This is a genomic window from Pseudomonas sp. NPDC087690, assembly GCF_044743175.1.
Classification (GTDB): Bacteria; Pseudomonadota; Gammaproteobacteria; order Pseudomonadales; family Pseudomonadaceae; genus Aquipseudomonas.
In genome coordinates, this window is the sequence record NZ_JBIUVX010000026.1 from 29822 (window position 1) to 47427 (window position 17606).

Here is a 17606-nt window from a genome sequence, read left to right on the forward strand (position 1 = left end):
GCCCCTTCATGCTTCCACCCGCACTTCACGGAACATGCCCATTTCCATGTGATAAAGCAGATGGCAGTGATAAGCCCAGCGGCCGAGTGCGTCGGCGGTCACGCGGTAACTGCGGCGCGTGCCGGGCGGCATGTCGATGGTGTGTTTGCGCACCTGGAAATTGCCGTTTTCGTCTTCCAGATCGCTCCACATGCCGTGCAGATGAATCGGGTGGGTCATCATCGTGTCGTTGACCAGCACCAGGCGGATGCGCTCACCGTACTTCAGGCGCAAAGGTTCGGCGTCGGAGAATTTGATGCCGTTGAACGACCAGGCGAATTTCTCCATGTGACCGGTCAGGTGCAGTTCGATGGTGCGGCTCGGGTCGCGGCCATCGGGGTCTTCGAAAGTGCTGCGCAGGTCGGCGTAGCTCAGCACGCGACGGCCGTTGTTGCGCAGACCGAGGCCCGGGTCGTCGAGTTTTGGCGCGGTGCTCATGGCTTGCATGTCCACCAGCGGATTGTCTTTTTCGCTGTCGGGATGGGCTTGCATCGGGCCCATCGCCGAGTGATCCATGGCGCTCATGTCCATCGAGCCGTGATCCATGCCACCCATGCCCATGTCGTCCATGGTCACCAGTGGGCGCGGGTCCAGACCCGGTACGGGCGCAGATAACCCGGCGCGAGTGGCGAGGGTGCCACGGGCATAACCGCTGCGATCCATGGCCTGCGCAAACAGGGTGTACGCCTCGGCGTCCGGCTCGACGATGACGTCGTAAGTCTCGGCCACGGCGATGCGCAGTTCATCGATGCTGACCGGTTTGACGTGCAAGCCATCCGCCGCGACCACGGTCATTTTCAGTCCGGGAATGCGCACGTCGAAGTAGGTCATCGCCGAGCCGTTGATCAGGCGCAGGCGCAGCTTTTCACCGGGGCGAAACAGGCCGGTCCAGTTGTTATCCGGTGCGTGGCCATTCATGAGGAAGGTGTAGGTGGCGCCACTGACGTCGGCAATGTCGGTGGGGTTCATGTTCATTTCTGCCCACATCTTGCGATCGGCAATGGTGGCGCCCCAGCCTTTCTCGCTGACGTCACTGATGAAGTCGCCGACGGTGCGTTTGTCGAAGTTGTAGTAGTCGGACTGTTTTTTCAGGGTCTTCATCAGGCTGGTCGGGTCTTCGTCGCTCCAGTCGCTGAGCATCACCACGAACTCGCGGTCGTACTGGAACGGCTCAGGCTCCCGGGCGTCGATCACCAGCGGGCCGTAGACGCCGGCCTGTTCCTGCAAGCCGGAATGGCTGTGATACCAGTAGGTGCCGTTCTGCCGAAGCTTGAATTGGTAGACGTACACGCCGCCCGGTTCGATGCCGTGAAAGCTCAAGCCCGGCACGCCGTCCATGTTCGCCGGCAGCAGAATGCCGTGCCAGTGGATCGAGGTGCTGGCGCTGAGCCGGTTGCGCACCCGCAGCGTCACGGTGTCGCCTTCGCGCCAGCGCAGCAATGGGCCGGGCAGGCTGCCGTTGATGGTCATCGCCGTGCGAGGGCGGCCGGTGAAGTTGACCGGGGTTTCGCCGATGAACAGTTCGAAGTCGCTGCCGCTCAGTTCATTCACCTGGCCTGGTGCGTTGAGCGCCCAGACCGGCGTGCGCCAAAGGCCGAGGCCGCCGAGCAGACTGCCGGCGGCGAGGCCTTTGACGAAGGTGCGTCGTGATGGGTTGGAAGGCATGCGCTGGAAATCCCCGTTTGACTCATGACGGGGAGGCTAACCAGCGCCAGCTTTCAGTTGGCTGAGGCGGGGATTACAGTTTTGACAGTTTGATCATTTGCTCTACAGGCCGAGGCCTTCCTGCACCGCCAGCAACAGATTGTTTTCGGTCAGGGCGATGGCGTCCAACTGTTGGCCTGTTTCAATCGACTGCACCCACCAATGGCTTTCACCGTGTTCATCCACGGTACGCAGCAGGTAGGTGTCCGTGGCTGACGGGATGATCTGCACTCGCCCGGCGCCATCCTCGGTAAACCGCGCAATGGGATCGAATGTCAGGCTTTGATGATTGGCTTCGATCACCAGTTGGTCGATGGCGTAATCGTGGGATTCACCATCGGGAGACGTTTCGCAAACGTGGGTAGGATTGCGCCGAATCTTCAACCCGACCTCGGTGACTGGCTGTAACCAGGCTTCAATGCGGTGGTACAAGTCGTACACCTGCGCCGGCCAGCAATCGATCTCCAGCGCGGCATCCGCGTGGGTGTGCCGGGTTTGCTTGAGTTTGGCGGCGAGTTCGTCTGCTTTACTCATTTCGGATCCCTTGGTTTGATGTCTGCCTGTTAATCGTAGACCTTTCAACGGCGTACGGCCTTGCCTTGCGTCATGCGCTTGCAACACAAACATGGCGAAATCAGCGCTGGCCCAGTCTGGCCAGGATCGAAAACCACGGACGCAGGCGTCCCAAGGAGCGGGTAGATGAAAAAGCTGTTTACAATTTTCGCGGTGATCGCGCTGACGGCCGGTAGCATCGGCTTGAGTTCGGCGCGGCAATCACAGTCGAGCAAGGCGCAGACGGAATCGGTGGCGGGGGTGTTCGACTACTACCTGCTGGCGTTGTCCTGGTCGCCGACCTTTTGTTTGACGCACAAAGATGACTCGCAGTGCACGGGCAAAGGCTACGGCTTTGTGCTTCACGGTTTGTGGCCGCAATACGCCAAGGGCGGCTGGCCGGAATCCTGCCCACCGCTGACGACGTTGAATGCGGCGCAAACCAGCCAGGGCCTGACGCTGTTCCCGACCAAGAAACTGCTCGACCACGAATGGTCCAAACACGGCACGTGCAGCGGTCTCGGCGCGATGGGCTATCTGGATGAAGCGGACAAAGCCGTGGCGACGGTGAAAATCCCGGACGAACTGCAACCGTTCAGCAGTTCCTATTACTTCGAAGCCCAGGAAATCGCCGATCTGTTCCGCAAGGCCAACCCGGGAATTCCGGCCGATGGGATCGCGGTGATTTGCAGCGGCCCGGAACTGTCGGAAGTGCGCGTGTGCATGGGTAAGGATCTACAGTTCGGCGCGTGTGGCAAGGGCGTGAAAACCCAGTGCCGGGCGGGAGATATTCGGGTGCCGCCGTCGCGCTGATCGATTAATAACTCAAGACGATATGGTTTTTCAACGCGGTGGGCTATTGGTGCTCACCTCGTTCTTATCATTAGCAGGGCGTGATTTTTAGAATGCCGTCGCAGTTATTCAACTTCGATACATCGTTCAGTGGAAAGCTGACAGACTGTTTCTGATACGTGGAACTCGCCGGGCTGTTACCTGTTAGTGGGTCGGTTTTTTTAATCTTTTGGCAGGTCTGTTTCAAATTGCAAACACCTTCAGGACTTTGAGTGGTCCAGTCATCGCCGGTGCAGCTTCTATAGGCTTTTGACTGGGCCCAAGCCCCTTGGCATTCCTGGTCGTGTGCCGCAAGAATTTGTCGGCTATCGAGTGTAAATAGCAGGGCGAGTGCGCAGTAGGCAAGTCTTGTCGTTTGCATGGTTATTCCCTCGAAACCGATTCTGACCCGTGTCAGAGATTGCTGTGCTTTAAGCGAATTCTGAGCGGGTCTTGAGCGTCCTAGGGTCGGCGTATTTTTCGTAAGCCTCTACTGTAAGAAGTAACAGGTTCGCGGGTTCATTTAGTTTTTTTACTCATGAGTCCACTATTTCCAACAGCTATATCGAATAATAACCAGGCTGCAATTTCTCCAAAGTTGGCAGTGAAGCCAGACGCGCCATCAGACTTGCCCATTTGAATCCACACCCAACTCCCCACGCAAAAACTCCACCAAGCCGTGCTGTAACCCATCCAAGACCCCCCTCACGGCTGATCAACGCCAGCCGCCACGGCCTTTGCGCAACATTGAGCTCACGAATCGCCCGCTGCCGATACAGGCAGCCTTGAGGAAACAGCGTCAGCTGCAGCACGCCACTGGACGAATCGAAATCCACGCCTTTGACCCACACCAGCCGTTCCGGCCAGGTTGCCCATGCCGGGCCGCTGTCCGGTTCGCGTTTGATCACGGCGATGTCGATGTCGCCAGCATCGCGCCGCTGGCGCAGCTCCAGGCTCATGCCGCTGATGGTTTCCAGACGCGTGCAGGTGTGTGCGGGTGACGCCGGCAAGGATCAGCGCCATGCGGCGGGCATCGAAGTCTTCCGGCATGCCGATGCGCAGGATTTCCAGATCGAGGTCGCTAGCCCGCGCTTCACTGCACGGTGCACTGCGCCGCCTGGCACTTCACAACGGACTAACCGTAAAGAACAATCGAAAATAAATCGGCGAACAGCGATCATCCAAACTCGCTGCGCGCCGATACTACTGGGCGGGATCAGGGCGTTTGCCCGGTATGTCCCGGTGGGCTACGCTCATCAACACAAGGGTTTCGGGCGTTTGCCCCTGTCGTACCTGCCCAGGACACGTTTTTGCCTATCCCCATTCACGATCCGCAACAAGCCTCCGGCACGCTCAAGCGTCTGCCGCTGCGCAAAGCGGCGGCGCTGTTTATCGTTGCGGTATGTCTGTGCCTGTTCGGTTTGCTGTACCTGCAGCTCGAGCAGTCGCGCCGGCAGGATCTGGAAATGGCTGAAATGGTTTCGGGCAATCTGACCCGGGCCATGGCGCAACAGGCCGAGGACACCTTTCTGGCCGCTGATCTGGTGCTGACCAGCCTGGCCGACTGGATCGAGGACGATGGGTACGGTTCCGGCCAGAAGGCGCGTTTGCAGAAAACCTTTGCCCGGCGCGTGCAGCAACTGGATCAGTTGCATGGCATATTCCTGTTCGATCGCGAGGGGCAGTGGGCGATCACCTCGTTTACCGATCTGCCGCGCGACGCTGGTGTTGCGGATCGCGAGTACTTCAAATTTCATCAGCAGAATACCTCGACGCTTGCGCACATTGGCCCGGCGATTCGCAGCCGCGAGAACGGCGAATGGATCATCCCGATTTCGAAACGCATCAACGACCGCGCCGGCAACTTCCAGGGCGTGTTGCTGGCCGGGATCAAAATGTCCTACTTCGACCGGTTCTTCGAAAGCTTCAGCCTGGATAACAACGGCATCATGTTTCTCGGTCTGACTGACGGCACACTGTTGGCGCGTCGACCTTTCGATGAGGGTTTGATCGGTTCTTCGCTGGCGCAGGGCAGGATTTATCAGTCGTTGTTGCCCGAGGCTTCGGCCGGTACGGCGATGATCAACTCGGTGGTCGACGGCGTCGTGCGTTTATATGGTTACCGGCAACTGGCGTCGTATCCGTTGGTGGTGGCGGCGGCGACGTCGCGCGACACGATTCTCAAGGGTTGGCACGCGCGCGCGTTCCAGTCCAGTGTGATCATCGCGTTGGTGATTCTGGGGGTCGGTCTGTTCGGCTGGGTGTTCATCCACCAGGTGCGTGACGGCGAACGAATCGAGAAAAACCTGCGCAAGGCACAACGTACGCTGGAACAGATTGCCACCCATGACAGCCTCACCGGGTTGGCCAACCGGCGGCTGTTCGAGCGTTCGCTGGACATCGAATTTGCCCGCGGCGCACGGCAGTCCAGCCCGGTCAGTCTGATCATGCTCGATATTGATTTTTTCAAGCGCTACAACGACGCCTATGGCCACGTCGCAGGGGATCATTGCCTGACCCAGGTGGCGCAGGTGGTGAAGAGTTGCTGTCAGCGCAAGGCTGATCTGGCCGTACGTTATGGCGGTGAGGAGTTTGCCGTGTTGCTACCGGACACCGACATCAATGGCGCACTGGCCATTGCCGGGCAGATCCGGCGTAGTGTGATGGACAAACGCATCACTCACAGCGGCTCGCCTTCGGGGTATCTCACGGTGAGCCTCGGTTGCTACTCCTTTATCCCTCTGGGCAATGACAGCCCCGAGGTGTTTATCCAGCGCGCCGATGCTGCACTGTACCAAGCGAAAAATGCCGGACGAAATCGCGCCGCCGTGTTGTCGATGGAAACCGTGATCGGGGAGCTGATGCGCTCGGATCGTTGATCGGCGCGCAATCAGACAAGCCATGGCGCTCACCATGGCCTGCTCTTGTTCGTTCAGCTGCCAGTACCACCCCCCGCGCCGCCGGTGCCGCCGCCCGCTGCACCGGTGCCACCCCCGGCACCTGAACCCGAGCCGCTGGCGCCACCGTTGGTGCCGGTGCCAGTCCTGGCCCCGTCATTGCCATTGCCAGTGCTGCTTGAAGGGGCGCCAGGCGTGCTGTTGGGGGGCATGTTCGAGCCGCTGGTGGCACCGGATTTGGTGCCGGTGGCATCCGCGCCATCGTTGGCGGCGAAGACTGCGGCGGAAGTGCTTGCCAGCAGGCCGGCAAGCACGAGTGACGTCAGTGTGCGGGTAGTCATGGTGGGTCTCCAGAATAGGGCCGGTTACCTGACATTGGTCTGAGGCGCGTCGCACTTGGTGCCTGTCGGGTGACGAGCGGTCGCCTCAGTCGAACGCCGCCAACTTCTGCTCAAGGCGCTGGCGAACCTGTAGCCACTCGTCATCGATGATGCTGAACCGCACGGAGTTGCGCTTGCGTCCATCCGGCATGATCCGTTCATGGCGGACGATACCTTCCTGTTGTGCGCCCAGACGCAGGATCGCCTGACGTGATTTCTGATTGTTTTCATCGGTGGTGAACTGCACGCGCACGCAGTCGAGCACTTCGAAGGCGTGACGCAGCATCAGGTATTTGGCTTCGGTATTGACGAAGGATTTCTGCCAGCGTTCGGCGATCCAGCTGCTGCCGATTTCCAGCTTGCGATTGAGCGGGTCGATCTTCCAGAACCGCGTTGAGCCGATGACTTCGCCGCTGTCCTTCAAGACAATGACAAACGGCATGACCGTGCCGGCGTCGCGGCCATCCAGGGCTTTTTTCAGGTAGCTGTCGACGGTGCCCGGCGACGGCACGACGGTGACGGTGAGGTTCCACAACTCGCCGTCAGCGGCGGCGTGGAGCAGGGCGTCGGCGTCGGCATACTGAAGCGGGCGCAGAACGATGCGCTGGCCTTGCAGCGTAGTTTGCATGGATTCGATTCTCGGCGGTGCAGGTGGATGGCCTATTACGCCGCAACGTGCCGATCCGATGCAACCGGCGCGAGTGACGCGGAGTCAGATTTTCTACAGACCATGGGCAGGAGCCTCAGCCAATGAAAAATCTGCGGATCGCCACTTACAACGTCAACGGCCTGCGCGCTCGATTGCCGAACCTGCTGGAGTGGCTAAAGCGCGAGCAGCCCGACATTGCTTGTCTGCAAGAGCTCAAGTCGCTCGACAGTGCGTTTCCCGCCGCTGAACTGGAAGCGGCCGGTTACGGCGCGATCTGGCAAGGGCAGGCGGCGTGGAACGGGGTGGCGATTCTCGCCCGCGATGCGCAACCGCTGGAGAGTCGGCGCGGGCTGCCCGGCGACCCTGATGACAAGCACAGCCGGTACCTGGAAGCGGCGGTGCACGGGGTATTGGTTGGCTGCCTTTATTTGCCCAATGGCAATCCGCAACCGGGACCGAAATTCGATTACAAACTGGCCTGGTTCGAACGACTGATCAGCTACGCGAAAGACCTGCAAGGCAGCGATCATCCGGTGGTGCTGGCCGGTGACTACAATGTTGTACCCACCGACATGGACATCTACAACACCCGTTCCTGGCTCAAGGATGCGTTGCTGCAACCCGAGAGCCGTGCGTGTTATCAGCGGTTGCTGGATCAGGGCTGGACCGATTCGCTACGCCATCTGTATCCCGAGGATCGGCTTTATACATTCTGGGATTACTTCCGCCAACACTGGCAAACCAACTCCGGTTTGCGCATTGATCACCTGCTGCTCAACCCGGCGCTCAGTCCGTATTTGCATGAGGCCGGGGTAGACGCCTGGGTACGCAACGAGCCGCATGCCAGCGACCATGCGCCGACGTGGATTCGTATCGGTTCGCGCAAAAGGCGCTAGCGGACGATTGGCGAAATCAATTATCGAAACAGCTGCCCGATCCCGTATACATGGCGACCATCAACGCAGTGACCTGCGGCCCCATGCATAAGGATCGAGCAATGAGTGAGCCACGCCTGAACGATGTGAAACTGTATCTGCAACGCCTGGGTTTCGCTGCGCCGCCGGCGCCGACACTGGCGACGCTGCGTGAATTGCAATGGCGTCATACCGGCGCCTTTACCTTCGAAAACCTCTCGACCATTACTGGCGCGCCGGTACTGATTGATTTGCCGTCCATTGAACAGAAGGTCCTGCATCAGGGGCGTGGCGGTTACTGCTACGAACTCAATCACCTGTTTTATGCCCTGTTGCTCGAATTGGGTTTCGATGCTCGTGCGATCAGTGGTCGAGTGGTCATGAACCAGCCTGAAGGCACCTGGACTGCGCGCACCCACCGATTGAGTCTGGTGACCATCGATGATGTGCGTTACATCACCGACGTCGGGTTTGGCGGCATGGTGCCGACCGCACCGCTGTTGCTGGATTCCGAAGCTGAGCAGGTCACCCCTCACGAACCTTATCGCATCGAAAAACAGGCCGATGGCTACATGCTGCGCGCCAAGGTCGCCGGCGAGTGGCGGTCGATGTACCTGTTCGATCTGCAGCGCCAGGAAGACATTGATTACACCATCGGCAACTGGTACGTCTCGACCCACCCGCAATCTCCTTTCGCCACGCGCCTGATGGCTGCGCGTACTGGCGACGGCTGGCGTAAAACCTTGAACAACGGCAGTTTCGCCCTGCATCGCATGGGCGCTGACAGTGAGCGGCGCGAAATATCCGACGTCGATGAACTCATCGACGTGCTGCAACAGGCGTTCGGTCTGCGCGTGCCGGATCAGCCGCATGTACGCCAGTCGCTGGCGCGAATGCTCGTGCCTGTCTGACAATCAGGGTTTTGTATCCGGCTCCAGTACGCGACGGATTTCCCCGACGGCTGCCGACAGCTTTTTCTCGAGACTCTTGAGGTCGGCGGCGGTAATGCCCTGTTTGAACTGCCCGGAAAGGGCCGGATCATCGGCCGGCTGTGTGGCACCCTCGAGCAACGCCTGGCGCAGCGTGTTGTTGATCACCGTCTGATAACCGAAACCCTCGTTTTCCGCGACGTTGCGCGCCGCCTCGATGACAGCATCGTCGAGCATGATGGTGATACGGGTTTTGCCCTTGGCGGGCGCCAGTGCGCCGCGTTTGCCCTGGGAGAAGTCATATTCATCTTTCATCGGTCAAGCCTCCTGAAAATATGCGCTACGTTCGCTCGGTGTGGCGAGACGGGCAGAAATGATTCGTACGACATTCGCGTCTCGGTAACTGTACGCAACGACCAACAAGCGCCCTTTGCCGTTGAGGCCAATAGTGATCCAGCGCTGTTCGTCATGGTCGTTGTCCTCGATCGTCAGTGCTCGTTCGTCGTGAAAGACCGGTTCGGTCTCGGCGAGGCTGACGCCTTTGTGCTTGAGTTTGTTGGCCGCGTTCTTGCTTTTGTCGTACTGAATGTCCAATGACTTCATTATGCATACTTTATATGTATAAAAAACGATGCGACCGTACCGTCGGTCGCCATGAACAGTTCAGCCTAGTGGGGGTTGGCGCAGACGCCGGTAGGGATGTGTTGCCGGATTTGTGGGGGATGCAAGCGCCGGGATAGAAGGTTGGGTGGCTACCTATCCATTATGTGACTGACAAGTTGTATACAACTCTATGGACATTTGTCACGAGTATTGAATACAGTGTGCGCATAACAAAAACCAGGGAACCCCCCACCATGAAAACGCCCCATGTTTCACACCAACGGCCCGAGGACGAGAATCTCGGGGTCGGCGCGAATATGGCTTACGGCCTGCAACATGTTCTGACCATGTACGGCGGTATCGTTGCGGTGCCACTGATCATCGGCCAGGCGGCCGGCCTGTCGCCGGCGGACATTGGTTTGCTGATTGCTGCTTCATTGTTTGCGGGGGGGCTGGCGACGCTGCTGCAAACCCTGGGTCTACCGTTTTTTGGCTGTCAGTTGCCGCTGGTTCAGGGCGTATCGTTCTCTGGCGTGGCGACCATGGTCGCGATCGTCAGCAGCGGCGGGGAGGGCGGTTTTCAGTCGGTGCTGGGCGCGGTGATTGCCGCGTCCTTGATCGGGCTGCTGATAACGCCGGTGTTCTCGCGCATTACCAAGTTCTTCCCGCCATTGGTTACCGGTATCGTAATCACCACCATCGGCCTGACGCTGATGCCGGTGGCTGCACGCTGGGCCATGGGCGGCAACAGCCACGCGCCGGACTTCGGCAGTATGCAGAACATCGGACTGGCGGCGGTCACGCTGGTGCTGGTGTTGCTGCTGAGCAAGGTCGGCAGCTCGACCATCTCGCGTCTGTCGATCCTGTTGGCCATGGTGATCGGTACGGTGCTGGCGGTGTTCCTCGGTATGGCGGACTTCTCCAGCGTCACCACCGGGCCGATGTTCGGCTTCCCGACACCATTCCACTTCGGTATGCCGACCTTCCACTTCGCCGCAATCCTGTCGATGTGCATTGTGGTCATGGTGACCTTGGTGGAAACGTCGGCGGACATTCTGGCGGTCGGTGAAATCATCGGCACCAAGGTCGATTCCAAGCGTCTGGGTAACGGCCTGCGGGCGGACATGCTGTCGAGCATGTTTGCGCCGATCTTCGGTTCGTTCACCCAGAGCGCCTTCGCCCAGAACGTCGGGCTGGTGGCGGTGACCGGGATCAAGAGCCGTTTCGTGGTCGCCACTGGCGGTGTGTTCCTGGTGGTTCTTGGCCTGCTGCCGTTCATGGGCCGGGTCATTGCCGCAGTGCCGACGTCAGTTCTCGGCGGCGCGGGTATCGTGCTGTTCGGCACGGTGGCGGCGAGTGGCATTCGTACGCTGTCGAAGGTTGATTATCGCAACAACGTCAACCTGATCATCGTTGCCACCTCGATCGGTTTCGGCATGATCCCGATTGCTGCGCCGAACTTCTACGATCACTTCCCAAGCTGGTTCGCGACCATTTTCCACTCGGGCATCAGCTCGTCGGCGATCATGGCGATCCTGCTCAACCTGGCGTTCAACCACTTCACCACCGGTAATTCGGATCAGCAGTCGGTGTTTGCGGCGGCGGAGGAGCGCACCTTGCGTTATCGCGATCTGGATGCGCTGCGCGAAGGCGACTACTTCAGCGACGGCAAACTGCATGACTGCGATGGCAAGGAAGTGCCAGTGATCGAGCCGGATGATCACGACCATGGGCACGGCGCGCCGAAGGTGCAGGTGAAAAGCAGTGAGCATGTCTGACCGCTGTAGCTGAATGGAAAAGGGCCGATCTGTTAATCAGATCGGCCCTTTTTGTTTGAAGATCAAAAGATCGCAGCCTTCGGCAGCTCCTACAGGTTCAGCGCTCATCCGCAAAATGGGCGGAATACGAGACCTGTGTAGGAGCTGCCGAAGGCTGCGATCTTTTGATCTTTTCGAGCGCCCACAAAAAAGCCCCTGAATCTTTCGATTCAGGGGCTTTGCTATTTGGCTCCACAACCTGGACTCGAACCAGGGACCCAATGATTAACAGTCATTTGCTCTACCAACTGAGCTATTGCGGAATTGGTGCGTATGTTACTGATTCAAAAAGAGAAGTCAAGCGCCGGTTGCAAAAACGAGTGAATTCCCGGGACGGACGGTGGTTTGTCAGCGATTGGCGGTTACCAGAACCGTAGTAGAGGTCTACCATGACCGCCCGGAAGTGGTCACACGCGCTGCCGGCCATTCGCCGAAAAAGGTCCGCGTCATGAACCATTTGTCCCGCAACAGCGAGGTGTTCGCATGAGCATCGCGCAAATCAGCCTGCCCAAGGGTGTCGGTCCACATGCCGAAAAACTCTTCGACGCGATTACTCAGGCCAGCACCGCTGAAGAACTGAATCGTGCCGGCGGCAAGGCTGAAGGTTTTGTGCTCGGTCTGGAAAGCACCAAAGCGATCAAAAGCCAGATCGCCGAATCGCTGTACGTCGCCTATGACGATGCCGCGACTCAGCGTGCGACTGAACTGGCTTAACTGCCAAAGGTAATTGTGCCCAGCATCAGTTTGGCGTAGGCCGCAGTAGCTGCGAGTTGCACCAGCCACAGGGCCAGGCCGCCAAGAAACACCCCGGCTGCGACTTGCAGCACCAGGCTTTTTTCGCGCTTGGCCGAGGCGCGCGGGATGAAATCATCCAGATCGTCACGGTCGGCGCGCAGGTTGTCGTTTTTCATTTGGCTTCTCACAGAATTCCAAGGTGTACTCAAATCCCTGTAGGAGTGAGCCTGCTCGCGATAGCGGTGCGTCAGACAGTGATGCTTCGGGCGACAAGACGCTATCGCGAGCAGGCTCGCTCCTACAGTTTTGATTTGTGTGCAGTTTAGAGGGAATGTGGCATTCCTTCGGACAAATAAAAACGGGAAGCCCCAAGGCTTCCCGTTTTTCATCACGCAGCGTTATCAGATGACCTGAACGATCGCATCTGTCACAGCCTTGATGTTGTTCTGGTTCAGCGCAGCCACGCAGATGCGGCCGGTGTCCAGTGCGTAGATGCCGAACTCGTTACGCAGGCGATGCACTTGTTCAGTGGTCAGGCCCGAGTAGGAGAACATGCCGCGCTGACGACCGACGAAGCTAAAGTCGTGGCCCGGCGCTTTTTCCGCCAGCAGGGCAACCATCTGCTCGCGCATGCCGCGAATGCGCAGACGCATTTCGGCCAGCTCGGCTTCCCACTGCGCGCGCAGTTCCGGGCTGTTCAACACCGCAGCAACGATGCTTGCACCGTGGGTTGGCGGGTTGGAGTAGTTGGTGCGGATCACGCGTTTGACTTGCGACAGCACGCGCGCGCTTTCTTCTTTCGATTCGCTGATGATCGACAGGGCGCCAACGCGCTCGCCGTACAGCGAGAACGACTTGGAGAACGAGCTCGATACAAAGAAAGTCAGACCGGATTCAGCGAACAGCCGCACGGCTGCGGCGTCTTCGTCGATACCGTCACCGAAACCCTGGTAAGCCATGTCGAGGAACGGCACGTGACCTTTGGCTTTGACCACTTCCAGGACGTTGTTCCAGTCCGCCGGGGTCAGGTCGACGCCGGTCGGGTTGTGGCAGCAAGCGTGGAGGATAACGATCGAGCCGTTTGGCAGGGCGTTGAGGTCTTCGAGCATGCCGGCACGGTTGACGTCGTGGGTGGCTGCGTCGTAGTAGCGGTAGTTCTGCACCGGGAAACCAGCGGTTTCGAACAGCGCGCGGTGGTTTTCCCAGCTCGGGTCGCTGATCGCCACAACGGCGTTCGGCAGCAATTGCTTGAGGAAGTCGGCACCGATTTTCAGTGCGCCGGTCCCGCCGACGGCCTGAGTGGTGATGACGCGACCGGCGCTGATCAGCGGCGAGTCGTTGCCGAACAGCAGCTTTTGCACGGCCTGGTCGTAGGCAGCGATGCCATCGATCGGCAGGTAACCGCGCGAAGCGTGTTGAGCGACGCGAATCGTCTCGGCTTCGATTACAGCGCGCAGCAGTGGAATTCGCCCCTCTTCGTTGCAGTACACGCCAACGCCCAGGTTGACCTTGGTGGTCCGGGTATCGGCGTTGAATGCTTCGTTGAGGCCCAGGATTGGATCGCGGGGTGCCATTTCGACAGCGGAGAACAGGCTCATTATTACGGCGGCTCTGAATGGATAGTGGAGGGACGTGTGGCGCTCCAGCCGAATGCACTAGAGCGGTGCACAAACGGGGAGCTAGTATAGAGGCCATTACTGAGCAATGGCGACAGGCGATTCGGCTTTTAGGGTAAGTTTTTCCGATTATTTCTTGACCGTTAGTCGACTGCTCTTGTCAGAGTCTTTAGCGGATGTAGGACGTTTGCCTTGAAAGAGCGGGCAATCGCCACCACATTGAGCACAATCCAGGTTTTTTCTTGCGCGACACCGGTCGTTTGCGGTTGTCCCCGTAGTGCTCCGCTTTGCGCGGAACACCGCGATCCCAGAGGTGTATATGTCCGAATTCCAGCTCGTCACCCGCTTTGAGCCCGCCGGCGATCAGCCGGAAGCCATCCGCCAATTGGTGGAGGGCATCGAAGCCGGGCTGGCGCACCAGACGCTGCTCGGTGTGACCGGCTCGGGCAAGACCTTCAGCATCGCCAATGTCATCTCGCAGATTCAGCGCCCGACGCTGGTGCTGGCGCCGAACAAAACCCTGGCTGCGCAGTTGTATGGGGAGTTCAAGGCGTTTTTCCCCAACAACGCCGTTGAATATTTCGTTTCTTACTACGACTACTACCAACCCGAAGCCTACGTGCCGTCGTCCGACACCTTCATCGAGAAGGATGCGTCGATCAACGACCACATCGAGCAGATGCGTCTGTCCGCGACCAAAGCGTTGCTGGAGCGCAAGGACGCGATCATCGTCACCACGGTGTCGTGCATCTACGGTCTCGGTAGCCCGGAAACCTATTTGAAGATGGTGCTGCACGTCGATCGCGGCGACAAACTCGATCAGCGCGCACTGCTGCGCCGTCTGGCCGACCTGCAATACACCCGCAACGACATGGATTTTGCCCGCGCGACCTTCCGCGTGCGCGGCGATGTGATCGACATTTACCCGGCAGAATCCGATCTGGAAGCGATCCGCATCGAGCTGTTCGATGACGAGGTCGAAAGCATTTCCGCATTCGATCCGCTGACCGGCGAAGTCATCCGCAAGATGCCGCGTTTCACGTTCTATCCGAAGAGTCACTATGTGACGCCACGGGAAACCCTGCTCGACGCCATCGAACACATCAAAGTCGAATTGCAGGAGCGGCTGGAATACCTGCGCAGCAACAACAAATTGGTGGAAGCGCAGCGCCTTGAGCAGCGCACCCGTTTCGACCTGGAAATGATCCTCGAACTGGGCTACTGCAACGGCATCGAAAACTACTCGCGCTACCTGTCCGGACGTCCGGCCGGGGCAGCGCCGCCAACGCTTTACGATTACCTGCCGGCCGATGCCTTGCTGGTGATCGACGAATCCCACGTCAGCGTGCCGCAGGTCGGCGCGATGTATAAGGGCGACCGTTCGCGCAAAGAAACCCTGGTCGAATACGGCTTCCGTTTGCCTTCTGCGCTGGATAACCGGCCAATGCGTTTCGACGAGTGGGAAGGGGTCAGCCCGCAGACCATTTTCGTCTCGGCGACACCGGGCAACTACGAAGCCGAACATGCCGGGCGCGTGGTCGAGCAAGTGGTGCGGCCGACCGGTCTGGTCGACCCGCAGGTTGAAGTGCGTCCGGCGTTGACGCAGGTCGACGATCTGCTCTCGGAAATCAGCAAACGCGTGGCGGTCGAAGAGCGGGTGCTGGTCACCACGCTGACCAAACGCATGGCCGAAGACCTTACCGATTACCTCGCCGATCACGGCGTGCGCGTGCGTTATCTGCACTCGGACATCGATACGGTCGAGCGCGTCGAGATCATTCGCGACCTGCGCCTTGGCACTTTTGACGTGCTGGTCGGGATCAACTTGCTGCGTGAAGGCCTGGACATGCCGGAAGTGTCGCTGGTGGCGATTCTCGACGCCGACAAGGAAGGCTTCCTGCGTTCCGAGCGCTCGCTGATCCAGACCATCGGCCGTGCGGCGCGCAACCTCAATGGCCGGGCGATTCTTTACGCCGATCGCATGACCGGTTCGATGGAGCGGGCGATTGGCGAGACCGAGCGTCGTCGCGACAAGCAGATTGCCTTCAACCTGGAAAACGGCATCACCCCGCGCGGTGTGATCAAGGACGTCGCCGATATCATGGAAGGCGCCACCGTGCCGGGTTCGCGCAGCAAGAAACGCAAAGGCATGGCCAAGGCCGCCGAAGAGAACGCCAAGTACGAAGCCGAATTGCGCTCGCCGAGCGAGATCACCAAGCGCATTCGCGCGCTGGAAGAGAAGATGTACCAGTTGGCGCGGGATCTGGAGTTTGAAGCGGCGGCGCAGATGCGTGATGAGATTGCCAAACTGCGTGAGCGGCTTTTGGCTGTTTGATTTGTGTTGTCTGGTCGGGCCTCATCGCGAGCAGGCTCACTCCTACAGGGTTCTGTGGCGCTCACAAGACCTGTAGGAGCGAGCCTGCTCGCGATTGAGGCGACGCGGTCTTAATGAGACTCCCCGGCCTTCAACCCCTCCGGCAATTTTTTGGTCAGTAGAATCGCCAGCATGCTGATCCCCAACGCAATCCCGACAAAATGAAACGCATCGTTGTAAGCCATGATCGCCGCCTGTTGATGGACGATCTCACTCAGCTTGCCCAACGCTGCCGTGTCATTGCCAAACCGATCGGTCATCGACGCCAATCGCTCCGCCACCTGTGGATTGGTCGGCACCACCGCCTCGCGCAAATAATCGAAGTAAGTCTTGGTGCGTGCATCCAGCAATGTCGCCAGCAAGGCAATGCCAATCGCACCGCCAAGGTTGCGCAGGATATTGAACAGACTCGACGCCGACCCCGCGTCCTGCGGCAGGATGTACGCGGTGGCGATCAGCGAAATCGTCACCATGATCAATGGCTGCCCCAGCGCCCGAATGATCTGGATCTGATTGAATTGCGGTCCGGCAAAGTCCGGGTTGAGCACTCCGGAAGAAAAACTCGCCAAGCCGAACAACCCGAAGCCAAGCGTGCACAGCCATTTCGGCGAGACAATCTTCATCAGCTTCGGCACCAGCGGAATCAGAAACAGCTGCGGCACGCCCATCCACATGATCACTTCGCCGATCTGCAGGGCGTTGTAGTTCTGGATCTGCGCCAGATACAGCGGCAACAAATAGATCGAACCGTACAACCCGACGCCCATGCCCAGGCTGGAAATACTCGACAACCCAAAATTGCGATTGCGCAGAATGCCAAGGTTGATCAGCGGATTCGGTTTGGAGATCTGCACGATCACAAAAGTTATCAAGCTCACCAGCGCAATGCTGCCCAGCGTCACGATCAGGCTCGATTCCAGCCAGTCCTTGCGATGGCCTTCTTCGAGAAAAACCTGCAAGCACCCGAGGCCGATGCCCAGCGTGAGGATGCCCGTGTAGTCAGTGCTTTTCAGCAATTCCCAGTGCGCTTCTTTCTTCTCCAGTCCGTACATCAGGCCGGCGATCATGATCAGGCCCGGCGGGATGTTGATGTAGAAGATGTATTCCCAGCCCCAGTTTTCCGTGAGCCAGCCGCCCAGCGTCGGGCCGATCGACGGCGCGAACGTGGCGGTCATGGCGAACATCGCCATGCCTTTGGCACGGTGGTGTTCGGGGAGTTTGATCAGCGTCAGGGTGAACGCCAGCGGGATCAGCGCGCCACCGGTGAAACCCTGCATGGCGCGAAAAACGATCATGCTCTCCAGGCTCCAGGCCATTGAGCACAGCAGCGAGGACACCAGAAACCCCAGCGACACCCACACCGCCAGACGTCGCGCCGAGAGCAGCTGCACCAGCCACGCGGTCAGCGGAATCATGATGATTTCCGCGACCAGATAGGAGGTGGAAATCCACGAACCTTCTTCCAGGGTCGCCGACAGCGCGCCCTGAATATCTTTCAGCGACGAGTTGGTGATCTGGATGTCCAGCACCGCCATAAAGGCGCCGAGCATTACGCTCATCACTGCA

Annotated in this window: 18 protein-coding genes and 1 tRNA gene; 7 read left to right on the forward strand and 12 right to left on the reverse strand. The window is 59.1% G+C overall.

The genetic code is table 11. The features are described from left to right. Window positions 1-6: 6 nt before the first annotated feature. Window positions 7-1704 (reverse strand): copper resistance system multicopper oxidase, encoded by a 1698-nt coding sequence (locus tag ACIPIZ_RS20855; RefSeq protein ID WP_401167175.1) that lies wholly within the window; start codon window positions 1702-1704, stop codon window positions 7-9. Between the two features lie 102 nt (window positions 1705-1806). Next, window positions 1807-2277, reverse strand: coding sequence for a hypothetical protein (locus ACIPIZ_RS20860; protein ID WP_016984581.1), 471 nt, complete (start codon window positions 2275-2277; stop codon window positions 1807-1809). 165 nt (window positions 2278-2442) lie between these two features. Here ACIPIZ_RS20860 and ACIPIZ_RS20865 point away from each other — a divergent pair, with 165 nt between their 5' ends. Continuing rightward, window positions 2443-3108 carry a ribonuclease T2 gene (locus ACIPIZ_RS20865; RefSeq protein WP_150648575.1) on the forward strand — a complete coding sequence of 222 codons (666 nt, stop codon included), beginning with the start codon at window positions 2443-2445 and terminating at the stop codon, window positions 3106-3108. A 70-nt stretch (window positions 3109-3178) separates the two neighbouring features. Here the strand turns inward: ACIPIZ_RS20865 and ACIPIZ_RS20870 are convergent, their stop codons facing one another. Next, a complete protein-coding gene (locus ACIPIZ_RS20870) occupies window positions 3179-3508 on the reverse strand; it encodes a hypothetical protein (protein ID WP_401167177.1) in 330 nt (109 codons plus the stop codon). 178 nt (window positions 3509-3686) lie between these two features. Further along, window positions 3687-4085, reverse strand: coding sequence for a hypothetical protein (locus ACIPIZ_RS20875; protein ID WP_401167179.1), 399 nt, complete (start codon window positions 4083-4085; stop codon window positions 3687-3689). A 351-nt stretch (window positions 4086-4436) separates the two neighbouring features. Here ACIPIZ_RS20875 and ACIPIZ_RS20880 point away from each other — a divergent pair, with 351 nt between their 5' ends. Next, window positions 4437-6005 carry a GGDEF domain-containing protein gene (locus ACIPIZ_RS20880; protein ID WP_122660454.1) on the forward strand — a complete coding sequence of 523 codons (1569 nt, stop codon included), beginning with the start codon at window positions 4437-4439 and terminating at the stop codon, window positions 6003-6005. A gap of 53 nt (window positions 6006-6058) precedes the next feature. Here the strand turns inward: ACIPIZ_RS20880 and ACIPIZ_RS20885 are convergent, their stop codons facing one another. Next, window positions 6059-6364: a hypothetical protein gene (locus tag ACIPIZ_RS20885; protein ID WP_122660453.1), complete on the reverse strand. Its 306-nt coding sequence runs from the start codon at window positions 6362-6364 to the stop codon at window positions 6059-6061. Between the two features lie 85 nt (window positions 6365-6449). After that, window positions 6450-7031: a GNAT family N-acetyltransferase gene (locus ACIPIZ_RS20890; protein WP_122660452.1), complete on the reverse strand. Its 582-nt coding sequence runs from the start codon at window positions 7029-7031 to the stop codon at window positions 6450-6452. Window positions 7032-7153: 122 nt separating this feature from the next. On the opposite strand from ACIPIZ_RS20890, the gene xth reads away from it, so the two are divergent. Both xth and ACIPIZ_RS20900 read left to right on the forward strand, forming a co-directional pair. Next, window positions 7154-7948 (forward strand): exodeoxyribonuclease III, encoded by a 795-nt coding sequence (xth, locus tag ACIPIZ_RS20895; protein WP_105705078.1) that lies wholly within the window; start codon window positions 7154-7156, stop codon window positions 7946-7948. A gap of 101 nt (window positions 7949-8049) precedes the next feature. Next, window positions 8050-8877 carry an arylamine N-acetyltransferase gene (locus ACIPIZ_RS20900; protein ID WP_064389108.1) on the forward strand — a complete coding sequence of 276 codons (828 nt, stop codon included), beginning with the start codon at window positions 8050-8052 and terminating at the stop codon, window positions 8875-8877. Window positions 8878-8880: 3 nt separating this feature from the next. On the opposite strand, the gene ACIPIZ_RS20905 is transcribed toward ACIPIZ_RS20900, so the two are convergent. Both ACIPIZ_RS20905 and ACIPIZ_RS20910 read right to left on the reverse strand, forming a co-directional pair. After that, window positions 8881-9210 carry a BrnA antitoxin family protein gene (locus tag ACIPIZ_RS20905; protein ID WP_401167185.1) on the reverse strand — a complete coding sequence of 110 codons (330 nt, stop codon included), beginning with the start codon at window positions 9208-9210 and terminating at the stop codon, window positions 8881-8883. Window positions 9211-9213: 3 nt separating this feature from the next. After that, entirely contained in the window at window positions 9214-9498 is a 285-nt protein-coding gene (locus tag ACIPIZ_RS20910) for a BrnT family toxin (RefSeq protein WP_105705077.1), read from the reverse strand. Between the two features lie 254 nt (window positions 9499-9752). On the opposite strand from ACIPIZ_RS20910, the gene ACIPIZ_RS20915 reads away from it, so the two are divergent. Beyond that, window positions 9753-11276, forward strand: a complete 1524-nt coding sequence (locus ACIPIZ_RS20915) for a nucleobase:cation symporter-2 family protein (protein ID WP_105705076.1) — start codon at window positions 9753-9755, stop codon at window positions 11274-11276. A 226-nt stretch (window positions 11277-11502) separates the two neighbouring features. Here the strand turns inward: ACIPIZ_RS20915 and ACIPIZ_RS20920 are convergent. Beyond that, a tRNA-Asn gene (locus ACIPIZ_RS20920) sits at window positions 11503-11578 on the reverse strand. 220 nt (window positions 11579-11798) lie between these two features. Between ACIPIZ_RS20920 and ACIPIZ_RS20925 the strand changes: the two genes are divergently transcribed. Continuing rightward, on the forward strand, window positions 11799-12029 hold the full coding sequence (locus ACIPIZ_RS20925; protein WP_064389112.1) for a hypothetical protein: 231 nt from the start codon (window positions 11799-11801) through the stop codon (window positions 12027-12029). Here ACIPIZ_RS20925 and ACIPIZ_RS20930 read toward each other — a convergent pair. Both ACIPIZ_RS20930 and ACIPIZ_RS20935 read right to left on the reverse strand, forming a co-directional pair. Continuing rightward, window positions 12026-12226: a hypothetical protein gene (locus ACIPIZ_RS20930; protein WP_016983541.1), complete on the reverse strand. Its 201-nt coding sequence runs from the start codon at window positions 12224-12226 to the stop codon at window positions 12026-12028. The two genes, ACIPIZ_RS20925 and ACIPIZ_RS20930, sit on opposite strands and share 4 nt — an antisense overlap. 225 nt (window positions 12227-12451) lie before the next feature. Further along, a complete protein-coding gene (locus ACIPIZ_RS20935; protein WP_401167188.1) occupies window positions 12452-13648 on the reverse strand; it encodes an amino acid aminotransferase in 1197 nt (398 codons plus the stop codon). Between the two features lie 337 nt (window positions 13649-13985). On the opposite strand from ACIPIZ_RS20935, the gene uvrB reads away from it, so the two are divergent. Then, a complete protein-coding gene (uvrB, locus tag ACIPIZ_RS20940) occupies window positions 13986-16001 on the forward strand; it encodes an excinuclease ABC subunit UvrB (protein WP_007913411.1) in 2016 nt (671 codons plus the stop codon). 110 nt (window positions 16002-16111) lie between these two features. Here uvrB and ACIPIZ_RS20945 read toward each other — a convergent pair whose 3' ends face one another. Further along, window positions 16112-17602 carry an MDR family MFS transporter gene (locus tag ACIPIZ_RS20945; protein WP_401167216.1) on the reverse strand — a complete coding sequence of 497 codons (1491 nt, stop codon included), beginning with the start codon at window positions 17600-17602 and terminating at the stop codon, window positions 16112-16114. Window positions 17603-17606 lie beyond the last annotated feature (4 nt).

Coding starts and splice junctions, on each gene's coding strand:
- ACIPIZ_RS20890 (WP_122660452.1), bottom strand. CDS start 7,031: ATGCAAACTACGCTGCAAGGCCAGCGCATCGTTCTGCGCCCGCTTCAG.
- ACIPIZ_RS20915 (WP_105705076.1), top strand. CDS start 9,753: ATGAAAACGCCCCATGTTTCACACCAACGGCCCGAGGACGAGAATCTC.
- ACIPIZ_RS20885 (WP_122660453.1), bottom strand. CDS start 6,364: ATGACTACCCGCACACTGACGTCACTCGTGCTTGCCGGCCTGCTGGCA.
- ACIPIZ_RS20855 (WP_401167175.1), bottom strand. CDS start 1,704: ATGCCTTCCAACCCATCACGACGCACCTTCGTCAAAGGCCTCGCCGCC.
- ACIPIZ_RS20870 (WP_401167177.1), bottom strand. CDS start 3,508: ATGCAAACGACAAGACTTGCCTACTGCGCACTCGCCCTGCTATTTACA.
- uvrB (WP_007913411.1), top strand. CDS start 13,986: ATGTCCGAATTCCAGCTCGTCACCCGCTTTGAGCCCGCCGGCGATCAG.
- ACIPIZ_RS20900 (WP_064389108.1), top strand. CDS start 8,050: ATGAGTGAGCCACGCCTGAACGATGTGAAACTGTATCTGCAACGCCTG.
- xth (WP_105705078.1), top strand. CDS start 7,154: ATGAAAAATCTGCGGATCGCCACTTACAACGTCAACGGCCTGCGCGCT.
- ACIPIZ_RS20935 (WP_401167188.1), bottom strand. CDS start 13,648: ATGAGCCTGTTCTCCGCTGTCGAAATGGCACCCCGCGATCCAATCCTG.
- ACIPIZ_RS20875 (WP_401167179.1), bottom strand. CDS start 4,085: ATGAGCCTGGAGCTGCGCCAGCGGCGCGATGCTGGCGACATCGACATC.
- ACIPIZ_RS20925 (WP_064389112.1), top strand. CDS start 11,799: ATGAGCATCGCGCAAATCAGCCTGCCCAAGGGTGTCGGTCCACATGCC.
- ACIPIZ_RS20930 (WP_016983541.1), bottom strand. CDS start 12,226: ATGAAAAACGACAACCTGCGCGCCGACCGTGACGATCTGGATGATTTC.
- ACIPIZ_RS20865 (WP_150648575.1), top strand. CDS start 2,443: ATGAAAAAGCTGTTTACAATTTTCGCGGTGATCGCGCTGACGGCCGGT.
- ACIPIZ_RS20860 (WP_016984581.1), bottom strand. CDS start 2,277: ATGAGTAAAGCAGACGAACTCGCCGCCAAACTCAAGCAAACCCGGCAC.
- ACIPIZ_RS20905 (WP_401167185.1), bottom strand. CDS start 9,210: ATGAAAGATGAATATGACTTCTCCCAGGGCAAACGCGGCGCACTGGCG.
- ACIPIZ_RS20910 (WP_105705077.1), bottom strand. CDS start 9,498: ATGAAGTCATTGGACATTCAGTACGACAAAAGCAAGAACGCGGCCAAC.